The following is a 16872-nucleotide window of genomic DNA, read 5'->3' on the forward strand; positions in this document are numbered from 1 at the left end:
ACACCACTGAGACGGCCCTCCACGCGCGCGTGGAGGGCCGTTTCGGTGCCCGGGGCAGGGGAGGGGCGGACCGTCCGGTCAGGGGCGCGCGAAGCGGTGCACCCCCGACGGCGTCACCACCGCGTGCACCGGCCTGTCGTGCGCCTCGGCCGGGACCCGGGCGACGACCTCCCTGTCGTACAGCAGCACCACGAGCCGGGGGCGGGCGCCGGCGCGTTCCAGTCGGGCCAGTACGCGGTCGTACGACCCGCCGCCGCGCCCCAGGCGCATCCCGCGCGCGTCCACCGCGAGTCCGGGCAGCAGTACGACGTCCGCGGCCGTCACGGCGTCCGGCCCGAGGCGCGCGCCGGACGGCTCGAAGAGCGCCATCCGCCCCGCGTGCCGGACCGGTGCGAGGGAGTCCGGACCGGCGTACTCCCCCCAGTCCAGGTCGTTGTCGGGCAGCAGCGCGGGCAGCAGGACACGCACCCCCCGCGTGCGCAGCGCGTCCAGCAGGGCGGGGGTGCCCGGTTCGGTCCCCACGGAGACGTACGCCGCCACCGTGCGCGCCCCCGCCAGCTCGGGCAGCTCCAGGGCGCGCTCGGCCAGCGCGCGGCCCGTCTCCCCGAGGTCGTCCGCCGTCAACCTGTTCCTTACCGAGAGGAGATGTCTCCGCAACCCGCGCTTGTCAGGCTCGTCCGTACGTCCGCCGTGTGCCACTGGTGTTCTCGTACCCTTCTTAATGCAGGTCATATGAGGGTCAAGCCACCGGAGCCCCAGATTCCGAGCGAAGGCACCGGATATTGTGGCGGGCATGACTCAGTCCCACCCCAGGATCAGCAAGGCTGTCATTCCCGCAGCCGGTCTCGGCACCCGGTTCCTGCCGGCCACCAAGGCCACTCCCAAGGAGATGCTGCCGGTAGTCGACAAGCCGGCGATCCAGTACGTGGTCGAGGAGGCCGCGTCGGCGGGGCTCGACGACGTCCTCATGATCACCGGACGCAACAAGCGCGCGCTCGAGGACCACTTCGACCGCAACTACGAGCTGGAGTCGGCGCTCCAGAAGAAGGGCGACGCCGAACGGCTCGCGAAGGTGCAGGAGTCCAGCGACCTGGCCACCATGCACTACGTCCGCCAGGGCGACCCCAGGGGGCTCGGCCACGCCGTGCTGTGCGCCGCCCCGCACGTCGGCCACGAGCCGTTCGCCGTCCTCCTCGGCGACGACCTGATCGACCCGCGGGACCCGCTGCTGCGACGCATGATCGAGGTCCAGGAGCAGCACGGCGGCAGTGTGATCGCCCTCATGGAGGTGGCTCCCGAGCAGATCCACCTCTACGGCTGCGCGGCCGTGGAGACCACGTCCGAGGGTGACGTGGTGAAGGTGACCGGGCTGGTGGAGAAGCCGGACCCGGCGGACGCCCCGTCGAACTACGCGATCATCGGCCGTTACGTCCTCGACCCGCACGTCTTCGACATACTGCGCCAGACCGAGCCGGGCCGCGGGGGCGAGATCCAGCTCACCGACGCCCTCCAGCAGCTCGCGCAGGACGAGAAGGTCGGCGGCCCGGTGCACGGCGTCGTCTTCAAGGGCCGCCGCTATGACACCGGCGACCGCGGCGACTACCTGCGTGCCATCGTCCGGCTCGCGTGCGAACGTGAAGACCTGGGACCGGACTTCCGGACCTGGCTTCGCAGTTACGTAGCCGAGGAGATGCAGGAATCTTGAGCAGCGCCGCGACCCGCCCCGCCGGCCCGGACGACCTGTGGTCGGTGGACGAGCACCTGGAGGACATCCTCTCGACCGTCCGCCCCCTCGAACCCATCGAGCTGCAACTGCTCGACGCCCAGGGCTGTGTCCTGGTCGACGACGTCACGGTGCCGGTGTCCCTGCCGCCGTTCGACAACAGCTCGATGGACGGGTACGCGGTGCGGGTCGCGGACGTGGCGGGCGCCGGCGAGGAGTTCCCGGCCGTCCTGGAGGTCGTCGGGGACGTCGCGGCGGGCGCGGCCGACCCGGTGCGGGTCGGCCCCGGGCAGGCCGCGCGGATCATGACCGGCGCGCCGCTGCCGCCCGGCGCCGAGGCCGTCGTCCCCGTGGAGTGGACCGACGGCGGGCTCGGCGAGGGGCCGGTGACCGGCATGCGGGCGCGCAGCCTGGCGCCCGAGGGCGCCGAGGGCCACGTCCACGTGTACCGCCCGGCCGAGGCACGCGCGCACGTGCGGGCGGAGGGCAGCGACGTGCGGGCCGGCGAGCGGGCCCTGGAGGCCGGGACGGTCCTCGGCCCGCAGCAGATCGCGCTGCTCGCCGCCATCGGCCGCGGCACGGTCCGGGTGCGCCCGCGCCCGCGCGTGGTGGTCCTCTCCACCGGCAGCGAACTCGTGCAGCCCGGCGAGGAACTGGCCAGGGGCCAGATCTACGACTCCAACAGCTTCGCCCTGACCGCCGCCGCGCGGGACGCGGGTGCCATCGCCTACCGGGTGGGCGCCGTCGCCGACGACGCCGAGACGCTGCGCTCCACCATCGAGGACCAGTTGATCCGCGCGGACCTGCTGGTGACCACCGGCGGGGTGAGCGTGGGCGCGTACGACGTCGTCAAGGAGGCGCTGTCGTACGTCGGCGACGAGGACGAGGCGGGCGGCGGCGTGGAGTTCCGCAAGCTCGCCATGCAGCCGGGCAAGCCCCAGGGCTTCGGCTCCATCGGCCCCGACCACACCCCCGTGCTGGCCCTGCCCGGCAACCCGGTCTCGTCGTACGTCTCCTTCGAGCTGTTCGTCCGTCCCGCCGTCCGCGCCCTGATGGGGCTCACGGACGTGCACCGGCCCCGCGTGCGGGCCGTCCTGAAGGCGGACGCGGCGCTCCGCTCGCCGAAGGGCCGCCGCCAGTTCCTGCGCGGCGCGTACGCCGGTGACGAGGTGACCCCCGTCGGGGGTGCCGGGTCCCACCTGATCGCGGCGCTCGCGCAGTCCGACGCGCTGATCGTCGTGCCCGAGGAAGTCGAGTCCCTGGAGCCCGGCGCCGAGGTGGAGGTCGTCCCGCTCGGCTGACGGGCGCGCACGCACGCGTGCCCGCCCGTCCACGGGCCGGTCCTGGTCCGCTGCGCGCGCCGGCTTGGCGGTACCGTGTCGCGCACAGCAGGCCCGCGCTCAGCAGCGCGCCGGGCCGGGACCGGGAGCGCCACAGCCATGAGTACGCAGGACCGACTGACGCACATCGACGAGGCGGGGGCGGCCCGCATGGTCGACGTCTCCGGGAAGGACGTGACCGCGCGCACCGCCCGTGCCAGCGGCCGGGTCCTCGTCGCACCGCGCGTGGTGGAACTGCTGCGCGGCGAGGGCGTGCCCAAGGGGGACGCGCTCGCCACCGCGCGGATCGCCGGGATCATGGGCGCCAAGCGGACCCCGGACCTGATCCCGCTGTGCCACCCGCTGTCGCTGTCCGGTGTGAAACTGGACCTGTCGGTCGCGGACGACGCCGTGGAGATCCAGGCCACCGTGCGGACGACGGACCGCACGGGCGTCGAGATGGAGGCCCTCACCGCGGTGACGGTCGCCGCGCTGACCGTGATCGACATGGTCAAGGCGGTCGACAAGGGAGCGGTCATCACGGACGTACGGGTGGAGGAGAAGACGGGCGGCAAGTCGGGCGACTGGAGCCGGGCATGACCTTCGACGACACGGCTGACGACACGAGCGGGGGCGCGCGGCGGGCGCCGTACGCCGCGCTGGTCGTCACCGCCTCCAACCGGGCCGCCGCCGGCGTCTACGAGGACCGGGGCGGCCCGCTGATCGCGCGGGGCCTCGAAGCCCTCGGGTTCGCCGTGGACGGGCCGCGGGTGGTGCCGGACGGGGCTCCGGTGGAGGCGGCGCTGCGGACGGCCGTGGCGGCGGCGTACGACGTCGTCGTCACCACCGGCGGCACCGGCGTCTCGCCCACCGACCGCACCCCCGAGGCGACCCGCGCGGTGATCGACTACGAGGTGCCGGGCATCGCGGAGGCCATCCGCGCCCACGGCCGGGCGAAGGTGCCGGCCGCCGCGCTCTCCCGGGGCCTGGCGGGAGTGGCCGGACGGACGCTGATCGTCAACCTGCCGGGCTCGACCGGCGGGGTGCGCGACGGCCTCGCCGTGCTGGAGCCCTTGCTGGTCCACGCCGTCGACCAGATCCGCGGCGGCGACCATCCCGGACCGGGCAGTGGGGGTGCGAGCTGAACACCCCTTCCTGGCCCGCCGTACTGGCGGACGGCGATGTCGTCCTCCGGCCGATAAAGCTGCGCGACCAGCGGGCCTGGCGCGAGGTGAACCGGCGCAACCGCGACTGGCTGCGCCCCTGGGAGGCGACCATCCCGCCGCCCACGCCCAGCGGGCCGGTCGCGCACCGGCCGACCTACCGCCAGATGGTCCGGCACCTGCGCGCCGAGGCCGGCGCGGGCCGGATGCTGCCGTTCGTCGTGGAATACCGGGGGCAGCTCGTCGGCCAGCTGACGGTCGCCGGGATCACCTGGGGCTCTATGTGCTCGGGGCACATCGGCTACTGGGTGGACGAGGCGGTGGCCGGCCGCGGGGTGATGCCGACGGCGGTCGCACTGGCCGTGGACCACTGTTTCCGCGTCGTCGGGCTGCACCGCATCGAGGTCTGCATTCGCCCGGAGAACCGGCCGAGCCGCCGCGTCGTGGAGAAACTCGGATTCCGCGAGGAGGGGCTCCGGCCGCGATATCTGCACATCGACGGCGCCTGGCGCGACCATCTCGTCTTCGCGCTCACCGCGGAAGAGGTGTCCGACGGGTTGCTCGCGCGGTGGCACCGGGCTCGCTCACGGGGGAACCAGCGCACCGACAGCCCGTGAAATTGAATATATGTTCGAAATTGAATCGGCCTCCGGTCATCCCGAGGCGCCGGAATTCATCGCGGGCGGTGGTTCGCCGATCGGCGGCGGTCGCAAAAGATGCTGGAAATATCAGCCAGATCGTGCGACACACCGGCCCAATTGGCGGATGCTCTGACGCAAACCCCTCTACGGTGTGAGGCGTGAGCAGCAGCGGCCTCATCTACGCAGTCATTGTCGGGGCCTGGGCCGCCTACTTGGTGCCGATGTGGCTCCGTAGGCAGGACGAGCTGAACGAGGCCCGTCCGACGGAACGCTTCAGCACCGCCATCCGGCTGCTTTCCGGACGGGCGGGCATGGAGCGCCGGTACGCCAGGGACCTGCGGGCGCGCTCCACCCTGGAGGGGGAGCCGGGCGCCGTCGATCCGGACGCCGTCACCGACTCGGTGGACGTCCGGGCCTTCGCCGTGCCTCCGACCCGCCGCCAGCCCGGTGCGGACGCCGAGCCCGGGACGCCCGGCGGCACCGAACCGGCGCCGCCGGAGCAGACGCCCGCACCGGTGCCCGGGCCGGCGCCCGAGCCGGCCCCCGTGCCCGCACCGCAGCGTGAACCGGTGGCGCGGCGCGCGCCCTCGGCGCAGACGGCCGCGGCACGCGCCCAGCGCTCGAAGGTGCTCGCACGCCGTCGGCGCACCACCGTGCTGCTCTTCGTCGCCTTCACGGCCGGCGCGATCGTCGCCGCCGTCGGCGGGCTCGCCTTCCTCTGGGTGCCCGGCGTCCCGGCCGTACTGCTCAGCGCTTACATCGCCTACCTGCGGACGCAGGAGCGGCGCCGCTTCGCCTACCAGATGGACCGCCAGCGGGCCGAGGCCGCGGCCCAGCGGTTGCGCGAGCGCCTGCCGCGCCGGCGGACGCCCGTGGAGGAGGAGACCGCCGCGGCCGAGCCGGCCGAGCCGAGGGACGCCGGTACCGACACCGGTCTGGCCGCGCTCGCCGCCGACCGGCGCGCGCTGGTCGAGCAGACCGACCACGCCGAGTGGGTCGACCAGCAGCGGGAGCGGCAGCGGCGGCCCGGACACGGGGACAGCTGGGAACCGGTGCCGGTTCCCCTGCCGACGTACGTGACCGCGCCCGTGGCGCCGCGCGCCACCTCCGACGTGGACCTGGGAGCGCCCGGCACCTGGAGCTCGGCGCGATCCAGCGCGATCCTGCCGGAGCAGGAGGCGGCCCGGGTGCCGGAGGCCCAGACGGGCGAGCGGACCGAGCCGGCGACCGCGGAGAAGCCGGCGGCCGGCCGCGGCGACGCGCGCCCGTCCGCCCGGTCCCGCACGCGCGGGGCGGGCTCCGCCGCGGCCTCGGCCCGCCGGGCGCGTGAGCGCGGACGCACCCCGCTCTTCGATCAGTACGAGGACGGCGACCGCCCCCGCGCGGCCAACGAGTGACCCGGGTCACTCCCGGCGACCCACGCCCTGACCAGTCAGGGAGCGGATTTCCGAGCACCCGGATCGGGATGCTAGAGTTTCACTCGTTGCAAGGGCCTGTGGCGCAGTCCGGTAGCGCACCTCGTTCGCATCGAGGGGGCCAGGGGTTCAAATCCCCTCAGGTCCACTGCACGACGAAGATCCCGTCGATCATCACGATCGGTCGGGATCTTCGTCGTTTCGCGCGCGGGAAGGACCGGCCGCGCGCGGGGGCCCGGTGTGCGCCGGCCGCTGTGCGCGGCCGGCGCCGGGAGTCCGGGGCGGTGCTTCGGCGGGCGCCGGTTCAGAGCCGCTTGGCGTAGCAGAGGCTCTCCTCGTGGTGGCGGTAGTAGCCGAACTTCGCGCACGGTTCGTAACCGCTGGAGGCGTACAGGGCGATCGCCTCCGGCTGCTTGGTGCCCGTCTCCAGGACCATGCGGACGCGCCCGGCCGTGCGGGCGTCCTCCTCCAGGGCCGTGAGGAGCCGGCGCGCCAGGCCCCGGCCGCGCATCTCCGCTATGACGTACATGCGCTTCAGCTCGGCGTCGCCGTCCTCGTTGCCCTCCTCGTTGCGGTCCTGGCTGCGCCAGCCGCCGGTGGCCACGGGGCGGTCGAACTCGTCGTACGCGATCAGGTACACGCCTCGGGGCGGGTCGAAGTCGGCGGCCTCCAGGACCGTGGCGTCGCCCCCGTCGCCGTAGCGCACGTGGTACTCGGCCTGGACCTCGTCGTTGAGCTTCATGGCGTCGGGGTGGTCGAAGCGAACGCGGCGAATCATCATGCTGTATATCGTATTTCTATGCGGCCGTCGGGTGGTCGGGATCGTGCGGACCCCGACCAGTGTGCCGGTAGGGTGCCCTGGTGCTGACTGTGACCTCGGTGAACGTGAACGGGCTGCGGGCCGCCGCGAAGAAGGGCTTCGTGGAGTGGCTCGCCGGGACGGACGCGGACGTGGTCTGCCTCCAGGAGGTGCGCGCGGAGCCGCACCAGCTGCCCGAGGAGGTCCGGCAGCCCGCCGGCTGGCACGTCGTGCACGCCCCGGCCGCCGCCAAGGGCCGCGCGGGCGTCTCCCTCTACACCCGGCGCGAACCCGACCGGGTCCGGGTCGGCTTCGGCTCCGCCGAGTTCGACGGCAGCGGACGGTACGTCGAGGCCGAGCTGCCCGGGGTGACCGTCGCCTCCCTCTACCTGCCCTCCGGCGAGGTCGGCACCGAGCGGCAGGACGAGAAGGTCCGCTTCATGGGCGAGTTCCTCGGTCATCTGAAGGAGCTGCGCGAGCGCTCCGCCGCCGAGGGCCGTGAGGTCCTCGTCTGCGGCGACTGGAACATCGCCCACCGGCAGGCCGACCTCAAGAACTGGCGCGGCAACACCAGGAACTCCGGCTTCCTGCCCGAGGAGCGGGACTGGCTCGGCGGCGTCCTCGCCGAAGGGGAGGGCGGTTACGTCGACGTGGTGCGCGCCCTGCACCCGGACGTGGAGGGGCCGTACACCTGGTGGTCGTACCGGGGGCGGGCCTTCGACAACGACTCGGGATGGCGGATCGACTACCACGTCGCGACTCCCGGGCTGGCCGGCCGCGCGGTCAAGGGCTTCGTGGAGCGCGCGGCCACACACGCCGAGCGCTGGTCGGACCACGCGCCCGTGACGGTCGTCTACGACCTCGGGGCCCGGGCCTGACCTGGTCCCGCGTCGTCTACGGCCTCCGGGCCCGGGCTTGACCTAGTCCCGCTTGTTCAGCCGCCGGTCCAGGGCCAGCGAGAGTTCCGCCTCGACCACGCTGCGGGCCAGCGGGCGCAGGCGCCGGAGGTCCTCCTCGGGGGCGTGGCGCAGGATCACGCCGGCGAAGAGTTCCGCGAGCGCCTCGGCGTGTTCGCGGACGCGGGCCGCGGCCGTCAGCACCTCGGCGAGCGGGATGCCCTCGCGGACCAGCGCCGAGGAGACGTCCAGCAGGCGCCGGCTGATGTGGACGATCTCGTCGCCGTCCGTGCCGAGGTAGCCCAGTTCCATGGCGGCGGCGAGGTTCTCGGGCGTGACCTCCCCTTCGAAGCGGGCGGCCAGTTCCTCGGGGGTGAGGCGGACCGGTTCCTCCTCGGTGGGGGTGCCGACGCCGAGCAGGTCGGCGACGTCGCGGCCCTGGTCCAGGGCCTCGGCGAGTTCCGCGATGCCGTTCAGCGTGTGGCCGCGCTCCAGCAGGGCCGCGATGGTGCGCAGCCGGGCCAGGTGGTGGTCGTCGTACCAGGCGATGCGGCCCTCGCGGCGGGGCGGCGGGAGCAGCTTGCGTTCGCGGTAGAAGCGCAGGGTGCGCACGGTGATGCCGGCCAGCCGGGCCAGCTCCTCCATGCGGTATTCGCGCGGTGCCCGCGCGGGTGTCCCCGCGGGTGTCTCCGGGCGTGTCTCCGGGTGTTCTGCGTCCTCTGCCACGCCCGCAGCCTATGGCGTACTGCCGGTAACTTTCCTTCCTCCGCCCCCTACCGCTCGGTACGGAGCTGTTCTACAGTCCAATTGCGCCAGTGTTCACTGGCAGAGTTTCTAGGTGATGCGTGGAGGCTTCGGGATGGCCGAGCACGAGCATGTACGGGTGGCGGTGATCGGGTCCGGGTTCGGCGGGCTGGGGGCCGCCGTGCGGCTGCGCCGTGAGGGGATCACGGACTTCGTCGTCCTGGAGCGGGCCGACAGCGTCGGCGGCACCTGGCGGGACAACAGCTACCCCGGGTGCGCCTGTGACGTGCCCTCGCACCTCTACTCCTTCTCCTTCGCGCCCCATCCGGACTGGCCGCGCACCTTCTCCGGGCAGCGGCACATCCGCGCCTACCTGGAGCACGTCACCGACCTGTTCGGGCTGCGTCCGCACCTCCGCCTCGACTCCGAGGTCAAGCTGATGACCTGGGACAACGAGAACCTGTGGTGGGAGATCGAGACCACCCGCGGTTCGCTGCGCGCCGACGTCGTGGTCTCCGCCACCGGACCGCTGTCCGACCCGAAGGTCCCCGAGATCCCGGGCCTCGAGACCTTCCCGGGCAAGGTGTTCCACTCCGCCCGCTGGGACCACGACTACGACCTGCGCGGCAAGCGGGTCGCCATGGTCGGCACCGGCGCCTCGGCGATCCAGATCGTGCCCGCCATCCAGCCGCAGGTCGGCCGGCTCACCCTCTTCCAGCGCACCCCGCCGTGGGTGATGCCCCGGGTGGACCGCGCCATCAGCGGCGCCGAGCGGTGGCTGCACCGGCGGCTGCCCGTCACCGCCCGGGTCCGGCGCGGACTGCTCTGGGGCATCCGGGAACTCCAGGTGCAGGCGTTCACCAAGCACCCGGACGAACTCGGCCTCGTCGAGCAGCTCGCCAAGCGCAACATGGCCCGCGCCGTCAAGGACCCGGCGCTGCGCGCCAAGCTCACCCCGGACTACCGCATCGGCTGCAAGCGGATCCTGCTGTCCAGCACGTACTACCCGGCCCTGGCCCGGCCCAACGTGGACGTCGTGGCGAGCGGGCTCAGCGAGATCCGCGGATCGACGGTGGTCGCCGCCGACGGCACCGAGGCCGAGGTCGACGCGATCATCTTCGGCACCGGCTTCCACGTCACCGACATGCCCATCGCCGAGCGCGTGGTCGGCGCGGAGGGCGTCACGCTGGCGGAGTCCTGGAAGAGCGGCATGCGGGCGCTGCGCGGCGCCGCGGCGGCCGGGTTCCCGAACTGGATGACGATCATCGGGCCCAACACCGGGCTCGGCAACTCCTCGATGATCCTGATGATCGAGTCCCAGCTGAACTACATGGCCGACTACCTGCGCCAGCTCGACGTGCTCGGCGGCCGGACCGCCCTCGACGCCCGGCCCGCCGCCGTGGACTCCTGGAACCACCGGGTCCAGGAGCGCATGAAGCGGACCGTGTGGAACACCGGCGGCTGCACCAGCTGGTACCTGGACGCGAGCGGCCGCAACACCACCATCTGGCCCGGTACGACGACCGAGTTCCGGCGCGCGACCCAGCGGGTGGACCTGGCCGAGTACGAGGTGATCCGGAAGCCCGCGGCGACGCCCGGTCAGAGGGACGGCGCCCGGACCGACGGCGCCCGCGAGGACGGGGCCCGCACGGGCGAGGCGCGCACGAGCGGGGCCACCGCATGAACCGGACCGCCTCCGTCACGAGCGGCCCCTACGCCCCGCCCGCTCCGGCCCGCACCCTCACCGCCGTCTCCGCCGACGGCGCCCGGCTGCACGTCGAGGTGCACGGCCCCGAGGACGCGCCCCCCGTCGTCCTCTCCCACGGCTGGACCTGCTCGACGGCGTTCTGGGCGGCCCAGATACGGGAGCTGGCGGCCGATCACCGGGTGATCGCCTACGACCAGCGGGGGCACGGGCGCAGCCCCGCGAGCCCCGCGTGCACGACCCGGGCGCTGGCGGACGACCTCGAAGCGGTGCTCGCCGAGACGCTCGCCCCCGGGGAACGGGCGCTGGTCGTCGGCCACTCCATGGGCGGCATGACGGTCATGGCCGCGTCCGAGCGCCCCCGTTTCCGGGAGCACGCCGCCGCGGTCCTGCTGTGCAGCACGGGCAGTTCGCGGCTGGTCGCCCAGGCGCGTGTGGTGCCGTTGCGCGCCGGGCGCGTGCGCACCTGGCTCACCGGCCGCGTCCTCGGTTCGCGCGCTCCCCTCGGACCGGTCACGCCGGTCGCGCGGCGCGTCCTCAAGTACGCCACGATGGGCGCCGGTTCCGCCCCGGACCGGGTGGAGGCGTGCGCGCGGATCGTGCACGCCTGTCCGCGCGCCGTGCGCCACGCCTGGTCGGCCGTCCTCGCGGCGCTCGATCTCGACGACGGGGTACGGCGGTTGGACGTGCCCACCGCGGTGCTGAACGGCGCCTCCGACCGGCTCACGCCCCCGGTGCACGCCCGCGCGCTGGTCGCCGCGCTGCCGCGCTGCGTCGGCCACACCGAGCTGCCCGGCATCGGCCACATGACCCCCGTCGAGGCTCCCGAGCCGGTGACCGCCATGATCCGGGAGCTCGTCACCACACACGTCACCGGGGCCGCATCCGGGCACGGTGCCACCCCGGCGCAGATCAAGGAGGGCGCATGAGCAGGGTCAGCCTCGAAGGACAGGTCGCGGTCGTCACGGGAGCGGCGCGCGGCGTGGGGGAGCTGCTGGCGCGCAAGCTGTCCGCGCGCGGTGCGAAGGTCGCGCTGGTCGGACTGGAGGAGGAGGCGCTCAAGGAGGTCTCCGGGCGCCTGCACAGCGACAGCGCCTACTGGCACGCCGACGTCACCGACGACGAGACCATGAGCCGGGTCGCGCGGGAGGTGAAGACGCGGTTCGGGAAGGTCGACATCGTGGTCGCCAACGCCGGTGTGGCGACCGGCGGTCCGTTCGCCGACTCCGACCCGCGGGCCTGGCGCCGCGTGATCGAGGTGAACCTGATCGGCTCGGCGGTGACCGCGCGCGCGTTCCTGCCGGTGCTGGCCGAGAGCCGGGGCTATCTGCTCCAGATCGCCTCGCTCGCGGCGATGACACCGGCGCCGATGATGTCGGCGTACTGCGCGTCCAAGTCGGGTGTGGAGGCGTACGCGCACAGTCTGCGCGCCGAGGTCGGCCACCAGGGCGTGCGCGTCGGCGTCGGGTACCTGTCCTGGACCGACACCGACATGGTGCGCGGCGCCGACCAGGACGACGTGATGCGCGAGCTGCGGCAGCGGCTGCCGTGGCCGTCGAACAAGACCTACCCGCTGGGTCCGGCGGTGGACCGGCTCGTCGCCGGGATAGAGCGGCGCTCGGCCCATGTGTACGGGCAGTGGTGGCTGCGCGGCATGCAGGGCGTGCGCGGTTATCTGCCGGCGCTCATCGGGACGGTCGGGCAGCGCGAGATGAAGCGCTTCGCGCCCCGGCTGCAAGGGATGAGTTCCGGGCTCGTCGGCGCAGGTGGGGCGGCTGACGAGGCCGCGCGCGCCACGCACCGTAACTGATCGACATGCACTCCGTTTTGGGCCGTGTGAATCTGGTCGAGGCCCCAGCGAGGGGCCGAACCCCCCACTCACCACGGGAGTGAACCCACATGGGTATGAAGGACCAGATGCAGGACAAGTCGCGTCAGGCCAAGGAGAAGGCGGGCCAGGCCCGCGAGAAGGCCGGACAGCGTGGCCAGCAGGACCGTCCGGGGCAGTCGCAGTCGCAGCGCGAGCGCGGCGGCCAGAACCACCGTGACATCGAGGACACGCAGCGCCAGGTCGAGGACCGCTTCGACCAGGACTACGACGCGTAACCACCGCGCTCGGCCCAGGCCGGACTGATGTGACGAGGGGTGCCCTTCCCGGCGGAGGGGCACCCCGCGTCGTGGGGCCGGGCCGCGGGCGGGGCCGCGGGTCCTGCCGGGCCGTTCTCGCGCGGGTCCTCTCGCGCGGGTCCTACCGGCCGTCCCTGGGCGGCAGTTTGGGCCGGGTCCGGTTCGGTACGTCGCCGCGGTCCGGGGGGACGGCCGCGGGGTCGGACTCCAGCAGCTCCAGCGCCAGCCGGACCGCCTCGCCGAGGACGGGGTAGCGGCCCTCCGCCCAGTCCAGCGGGGTGCGCAGTATCTCCACGTCGGGAGTGACGCCGTGGTTCTCGACGGACCAGCCGTAGGCGTCGAACCAGGCCGCGTTCATCGGCACGGTGATGACCGTGCCGTCGCCGAGCCGGTGCCGGCCGGTCATGCCGACGACCCCGCCCCAGGTGCGCTGGCCGACGACCGGGCCGAGCCTGAGCAGCTTGAAGGCGGCGGTGATCATGTCCCCGTCGGAGGACGTCGCCTCGTCCACCAGGGCGACCACCGGGCCGCGGGGGGCGTTGGAGGCGTACGACACCGGTTGGGCGTCCCGGGTCAGGTCCCAGCCGAGGATCTTCCGGGTCAGCTTCTCCACGACGAGTTCGCTGATGTGGCCGCCCGCGTTGCCGCGCACGTCCACGATCAGCGCGGGCCGTGACACCTCCATGCGCAGGTCGCGGTTGAACTGGGCCCAGCCGGAGCCGCCCATGTCGGGGATGTGCAGATAGCCGCAGGTGCCGTCGCTCAGCTCCCGCACCACCTGGCGGCGCTTGGCCACCCAGTCCTGGTAACGCAGCGGCCGTTCGTCGACGAGCGGGACGACCGCGACCCGGCGGGGCCGCCCGCCGCCTCGCGCGGAGCCTTCCGTGGAGTCCTCAACGGGAGCGGAACCTTCCGGGGGCCCTTCCGCGGGGCCTTCCGCGGGGACGAAGGTCAGCTCCACGGTCGTGCCGCCCGCCCCGGCCAGCAGCGGGTACGGGCCGGTCAGCGGGTCGACCGGGCGGCCGTCCACATGGGTCAGGGCGGCGCCCTCACGGATGCCCATGCCGGCCAGCGGGGAGCGGGCCTTGGAGTCGGAGGAGTCGCCGGCCAGGATGCGCCGGACCACCCAGCGGCCGTCGAAGCGGACGAAGTTGGCGCCCAGCAGTCCCTGGAGGCGCTGGTAGTGGGGCGGGCCCTCGTTGCGGCGGGCGGCGGTGACGTAGGCGTGGGAGGTGCCGAGTTCGCCCAGCACCTCGCGGAGCAGGTCGGCGAACTCGTCGGGGGAGGCGACCCGTTCGACCAGCGGGCGGTACTGGGCGAGGACCGCGTCCCAGTCGATGCCGCTCATGCCCGGGTCCCAGAAGTAGGCGCGGATCAGGCGCCCCGCCTCGTCGTACGCCTGGCGCCACTCTGCGGGCGGGTCGACCTCGTGCAGGATGCGGCGCGCGTCGATCCAGACCGTCGTGTCGGCGTCGCCGACCTCGGTCGACGGCACCGCCCGCAGCTCTCCCTCGTCCACCACGACCAGCCGGGTGCCGTCGCCGCTCACCGTGAACCAGTCCAGGTGGCCGACGAGTTCGGACTTCTTCGCCTTGGTGATGTTGAAGTACTCCAGCGTGGGACGCCCGCTGATGTCGGCCGGGTTGACGAAGGTCTCCCCGAGCGCGCCGGAGATCGGCCAGCGCAGCCAGACCAGACCGCCGCCCGCGACCGGGTACAGCCCGGAGTACTTGGAGGCGATGACCGGGAACGGGGTGACCCGGTTCGCCAGCCCCTCCACCTCGACCGTCACCGCGCCGGCCTCGCCGGTCTCCTCGTCCTCCAGCGGGTCGAGCCCGCCGGCGGCCGGGCGGCCCTCGGGGCTCAGGGCGAAGGGGGAGGGGGTCGCCGAGGAGAGCGGGACGAGGTAGGGGCGGCAGCCGAGCGGGAAGGACAGGTCGCCGGTGTGCACGTCGTAGACCGGGTCGAAGCCGCGCCAGGAGAGGAAGGCGAGGTAGCGGCCGTCGCGGGTGAAGACGGGGTTCTCGTCCTCGAAGCGGCCGTTGGTGACGTCCACGATCAGCCGGTCCTTGATCCGGGCCAGCTTGATCTGGCGCAGCGAGCGGCCGATGCCGGGGTGCGACCAGGTGAGCCAGGAGCCGTCGGGGGAGAAGGCGAGATCGCGGACCGGGCCGTTGAGGGAGTGGATCAGCTCGGTGACCCCGTCCGCCTCCGTTCCCGGCGCGGCCCCCGCCTCCGTGACCGCCCCCGTCCCCGTCTCTGTCTCTGTCTCCGTCTCATCGGGTACGTCGATCAGCAGCAGCCGCCCGTCGTGCGAGGCCACCGCCAGCCGTTCGCCCAGCGGGTCGCAGGCCAGCTCCAGGACGCGGCCCAGCGCGCCCGAGGCCAGCCGGAGGGGCGGGCGGTCACCCGTCGCGCGGGGGAGCTGGGCGATCTCGACGGCGTCCGCGCCCTCGGCGTCGGTGACGTAGGCGAGCCGGCCGGTCGAGCCCAGCATCTCGGGCAGCCGCACCCGCACGCCGGGCGTGTCGGCGATGGTGCGGGCGGGTCCGTCGCGGTGGGTGAGCCAGTACAGGCTGCCGCGGACGACGACCGCGCTGGCCCGGCCGGTCTCGTCCACGGAGATGCCGTCGACGTTCTGCGCGGCCGGTACCGGGTAGGGGCGGCGGCCGGTGCGCGGCCCGGCGAGCCGGATGTCGAGCCGGCGCGGTTCGCCGCCCGGGGAGAAGTCGTCCACCAGCCACAGGTCGCCCGCGCACTGGTAGACCACCCGGCTGCCGTCCCCGGCGGCGTGCCGGGCGTAGAAGGCGTCGTGGTCGGTGTGGCGGCGCAGGTCGGTGCCGTCGTGGGCGCAGGAGTAGAGGTTGCCGACGCCCTCGTGGTCGGAGAGGAAGGCGATCCGGCCGGCGACGAACATGGGGCAGGTCAGATGTCCGTCGAGGTCGGACAGCAGGCGCTGTCCGTGCAGCCAGAGGCGGCCGGTGGCGCCGCCGCGGTACCGCTTCCAGGAGGCGGGTTCGTGCGGCGGGGTGCCGGTGAGCAGCAGGGTCTTGTGCTGTCCCTCGACGTCGGCGACCTGGATGTCGGAGACCGGGCCCCAGGGCAGCCGCCTGCCCGGATCGCCGTCGGGCGGCACCTTGTAGGCCCAGGTGAAATGGGAGAAGGGCTGGCCGTGGGAGGCGACGGCCAGGATGTCGCCCTCCGGGGTCCAGCCGCAGACCTGGGTGTCGACGCTGCCCCAGTACGTCAGCCGGCGCGCCGGTCCGCCCGCCACGTCGACGAGGTGGATCTCGGGGACCAGGCTGCGCCAGGTGGTGTACGCGATCCGGCGGCCGTCCGGGCAGAAGCGCGGGTGGCCGGTCTTGGTGCGGTCCGCGGTGAGCCGCCAGGCGCGGCCGGGCGCGTCGAGGGGGGCCAGCCAGAGATCGTCCTCGGCGACGAAGCAGAGCAGGTCACCGCTGAGATGGGGAAGGCGCAGATAGCTCACTCTCCCCATGCTTTTCCGGTCCCAGGCCGCCAGCAACTTATGGCGCCTTCACGTTCGTGATCCAACACACGTACGAAACGGTTTCGTTTCGTATAAGGACGGGGTATCTTCATGAAGGTACGAAGACGAAGACTCCGGAGCGGGAAGGTGACGGGCATGACCGAGGCCGTCGCGGCGACTCGTCGCAGCCGGATCACCCCCGAGCGCGAGGCCGAGCTGTACGAGGCCGTGCTCGACCTGCTCCGGGAGGTCGGCTACGACGCCCTCACCATGGACGCCGTCGCCGCCCGCACCCGGTCCAGCAAGGCCACGCTCTACCGCCAGTGGGGCGGTAAGGCCCAGCTGGTCGTCATGGCGCTGCGGCACGGCAAGCGCCATGTGGAGGACATCGACACCGGTTCCCTCCGCGGCGATCTGCACGCCCTCGTGGCGCTGGAGGACGACTGCACCATGGAGCGGAACTCGGCGCTGATGCGGGGTGTCGCCATGGCGATGCACCACAACGACGATCTGCGCCAGGCGTTCCGTGCGCAGCTCGTGGAACCGGAGATGGGCGGCTTCCGTCAGGTGCTGCAACGCGCGATCGACCGGGGCGAGGTCCGACCGGACTGCCCGGCGATCGACTTCCTGCTGCACATGATGGTCGGCGGCTTCGCCACCCGGGCACTCCTGGACGACCAGCCGCCCACCGGAGCCTTCCTCACCTCGTACATCGACGCCGTGGTCCTCCCCGCCCTCGGCGTTCCCACGAGCTGAACCCTCCCCAGCACAAGCCCACCACCTGACGTCACCGCTCACGTCGTCGGGCTGATCCCCCCTGCCCACACCCACGACCTGACCGGGAGTACGCCTC

Annotated in this window: 17 protein-coding genes and 1 tRNA gene; 14 read left to right on the forward strand and 4 right to left on the reverse strand. The window is 73.2% G+C overall.

The window, feature by feature from the left end:
- Positions 1 to 78: 78 nt before the first annotated feature.
- Entirely contained in the window at positions 79 to 699 is a 621-nt protein-coding gene (locus IF37_RS0122100; protein ID WP_079165830.1) for a 5-formyltetrahydrofolate cyclo-ligase, read from the reverse strand.
- Positions 700 to 793: 94 nt separating this feature from the next.
- On the opposite strand from IF37_RS0122100, the gene galU reads away from it, so the two are divergent.
- The 8 genes from galU to IF37_RS0122135 all read left to right on the forward strand — a co-directional run bounded on the left by galU (position 794) and on the right by IF37_RS0122135 (position 6409).
- Complete coding sequence (galU, locus tag IF37_RS0122105; protein ID WP_030745154.1) at positions 794 to 1705, forward strand: UTP--glucose-1-phosphate uridylyltransferase GalU; 912 nt, start codon at positions 794 to 796, stop codon at positions 1703 to 1705.
- Entirely contained in the window at positions 1702 to 3024 is a 1323-nt protein-coding gene (gene glp / locus IF37_RS0122110; RefSeq protein WP_030745155.1) for a gephyrin-like molybdotransferase Glp, read from the forward strand. Before galU ends, glp begins: the two co-directional genes overlap by 4 nt.
- A 138-nt stretch (positions 3025 to 3162) precedes the next feature.
- Positions 3163 to 3642 carry a cyclic pyranopterin monophosphate synthase MoaC gene (gene moaC, locus IF37_RS0122115; RefSeq protein ID WP_030745157.1) on the forward strand — a complete coding sequence of 160 codons (480 nt, stop codon included), beginning with the start codon at positions 3163 to 3165 and terminating at the stop codon, positions 3640 to 3642.
- Positions 3639 to 4187, forward strand: a complete 549-nt coding sequence (locus tag IF37_RS0122120) for a molybdenum cofactor biosynthesis protein B (protein WP_052845299.1) — start codon at positions 3639 to 3641, stop codon at positions 4185 to 4187. The genes moaC and IF37_RS0122120 overlap by 4 nt, the downstream gene beginning before the upstream one ends.
- Positions 4184 to 4822 (forward strand): GNAT family N-acetyltransferase, encoded by a 639-nt coding sequence (locus IF37_RS0122125; protein WP_030745160.1) that lies wholly within the window; start codon positions 4184 to 4186, stop codon positions 4820 to 4822. Before IF37_RS0122120 ends, IF37_RS0122125 begins: the two co-directional genes overlap by 4 nt.
- 10 nt (positions 4823 to 4832) lie before the next feature.
- Positions 4833 to 4979, forward strand: a complete 147-nt coding sequence (locus IF37_RS44525) for a hypothetical protein (RefSeq protein ID WP_158727367.1) — start codon at positions 4833 to 4835, stop codon at positions 4977 to 4979.
- A 25-nt stretch (positions 4980 to 5004) separates the two neighbouring features.
- A complete protein-coding gene (glpR, locus tag IF37_RS0122130) occupies positions 5005 to 6243 on the forward strand; it encodes a gephyrin-like molybdotransferase receptor GlpR (RefSeq protein ID WP_030745162.1) in 1239 nt (412 codons plus the stop codon).
- Between the two features lie 92 nt (positions 6244 to 6335).
- Positions 6336 to 6409, forward strand: a tRNA-Ala gene (locus tag IF37_RS0122135).
- Between the two features lie 156 nt (positions 6410 to 6565).
- On the opposite strand, the gene IF37_RS0122140 is transcribed toward IF37_RS0122135, so the two are convergent.
- The gene (locus IF37_RS0122140; protein WP_030745164.1) at positions 6566 to 7042 is read right to left on the reverse strand and encodes a GNAT family N-acetyltransferase; all 477 of its coding nucleotides are present in this window, start codon (positions 7040 to 7042) and stop codon (positions 6566 to 6568) included.
- A gap of 80 nt (positions 7043 to 7122) precedes the next feature.
- Here IF37_RS0122140 and IF37_RS0122145 point away from each other — a divergent pair, with 80 nt between their 5' ends.
- The gene (locus tag IF37_RS0122145) at positions 7123 to 7938 is read left to right on the forward strand and encodes an exodeoxyribonuclease III (RefSeq protein ID WP_030745167.1); all 816 of its coding nucleotides are present in this window, start codon (positions 7123 to 7125) and stop codon (positions 7936 to 7938) included.
- A 42-nt stretch (positions 7939 to 7980) separates the two neighbouring features.
- Here the strand turns inward: IF37_RS0122145 and IF37_RS0122150 are convergent, their stop codons facing one another.
- Positions 7981 to 8601, reverse strand: a complete 621-nt coding sequence (locus tag IF37_RS0122150) for a MerR family transcriptional regulator (RefSeq protein WP_030745168.1) — start codon at positions 8599 to 8601, stop codon at positions 7981 to 7983.
- A 214-nt stretch (positions 8602 to 8815) separates the two neighbouring features.
- Between IF37_RS0122150 and IF37_RS0122155 the strand changes: the two genes are divergently transcribed.
- The 4 genes from IF37_RS0122155 (at position 8816) to IF37_RS0122170 (ending at position 12511) form a co-directional block, all read left to right on the forward strand.
- Positions 8816 to 10384 (forward strand): NAD(P)/FAD-dependent oxidoreductase, encoded by a 1569-nt coding sequence (locus tag IF37_RS0122155; protein WP_253915819.1) that lies wholly within the window; start codon positions 8816 to 8818, stop codon positions 10382 to 10384.
- A complete protein-coding gene (locus IF37_RS0122160; RefSeq protein WP_030745177.1) occupies positions 10381 to 11334 on the forward strand; it encodes an alpha/beta fold hydrolase in 954 nt (317 codons plus the stop codon). The genes IF37_RS0122155 and IF37_RS0122160 overlap by 4 nt, the downstream gene beginning before the upstream one ends.
- A complete protein-coding gene (locus IF37_RS0122165; protein WP_030745179.1) occupies positions 11331 to 12215 on the forward strand; it encodes an SDR family oxidoreductase in 885 nt (294 codons plus the stop codon). Before IF37_RS0122160 ends, IF37_RS0122165 begins: the two co-directional genes overlap by 4 nt.
- Before the next feature lie 89 nt (positions 12216 to 12304).
- Positions 12305 to 12511 (forward strand): hypothetical protein, encoded by a 207-nt coding sequence (locus IF37_RS0122170; RefSeq protein WP_030745181.1) that lies wholly within the window; start codon positions 12305 to 12307, stop codon positions 12509 to 12511.
- 142 nt (positions 12512 to 12653) lie between these two features.
- On the opposite strand, the gene IF37_RS0122175 is transcribed toward IF37_RS0122170, so the two are convergent.
- Positions 12654 to 16019, reverse strand: a complete 3366-nt coding sequence (locus tag IF37_RS0122175) for a S41 family peptidase (protein WP_030745183.1) — start codon at positions 16017 to 16019, stop codon at positions 12654 to 12656.
- Positions 16020 to 16175: 156 nt separating this feature from the next.
- Here IF37_RS0122175 and IF37_RS0122180 point away from each other — a divergent pair, with 156 nt between their 5' ends.
- Positions 16176 to 16775 carry a TetR/AcrR family transcriptional regulator gene (locus tag IF37_RS0122180; protein ID WP_030745185.1) on the forward strand — a complete coding sequence of 200 codons (600 nt, stop codon included), beginning with the start codon at positions 16176 to 16178 and terminating at the stop codon, positions 16773 to 16775.
- Positions 16776 to 16872: the final 97 nt, after the last annotated feature.

This window comes from Streptomyces sp. NRRL S-31, from assembly GCF_000718775.1.
Classification (GTDB): domain Bacteria; phylum Actinomycetota; class Actinomycetes; order Streptomycetales; family Streptomycetaceae; genus Streptomyces.

What these genes read in the sequence shown, in the direction of transcription:
- moaC (WP_030745157.1), top strand. Translation starts at nt 3,163, where the DNA reads ATGAGTACGCAGGACCGACTGACGCACATCGACGAGGCGGGGGCGGCC.
- galU (WP_030745154.1), top strand. Translation starts at nt 794, where the DNA reads ATGACTCAGTCCCACCCCAGGATCAGCAAGGCTGTCATTCCCGCAGCC.
- IF37_RS0122120 (WP_052845299.1), top strand. Translation starts at nt 3,639, where the DNA reads ATGACCTTCGACGACACGGCTGACGACACGAGCGGGGGCGCGCGGCGG.
- IF37_RS44525 (WP_158727367.1), top strand. Translation starts at nt 4,833, where the DNA reads ATGTTCGAAATTGAATCGGCCTCCGGTCATCCCGAGGCGCCGGAATTC.
- IF37_RS0122140 (WP_030745164.1), bottom strand. Translation starts at nt 7,042, where the DNA reads ATGATGATTCGCCGCGTTCGCTTCGACCACCCCGACGCCATGAAGCTC.
- IF37_RS0122165 (WP_030745179.1), top strand. Translation starts at nt 11,331, where the DNA reads ATGAGCAGGGTCAGCCTCGAAGGACAGGTCGCGGTCGTCACGGGAGCG.
- IF37_RS0122170 (WP_030745181.1), top strand. Translation starts at nt 12,305, where the DNA reads ATGGGTATGAAGGACCAGATGCAGGACAAGTCGCGTCAGGCCAAGGAG.
- IF37_RS0122155 (WP_253915819.1), top strand. Translation starts at nt 8,816, where the DNA reads ATGGCCGAGCACGAGCATGTACGGGTGGCGGTGATCGGGTCCGGGTTC.
- IF37_RS0122180 (WP_030745185.1), top strand. Translation starts at nt 16,176, where the DNA reads ATGACCGAGGCCGTCGCGGCGACTCGTCGCAGCCGGATCACCCCCGAG.
- IF37_RS0122150 (WP_030745168.1), bottom strand. Translation starts at nt 8,601, where the DNA reads ATGGAGGAGCTGGCCCGGCTGGCCGGCATCACCGTGCGCACCCTGCGC.
- IF37_RS0122160 (WP_030745177.1), top strand. Translation starts at nt 10,381, where the DNA reads ATGAACCGGACCGCCTCCGTCACGAGCGGCCCCTACGCCCCGCCCGCT.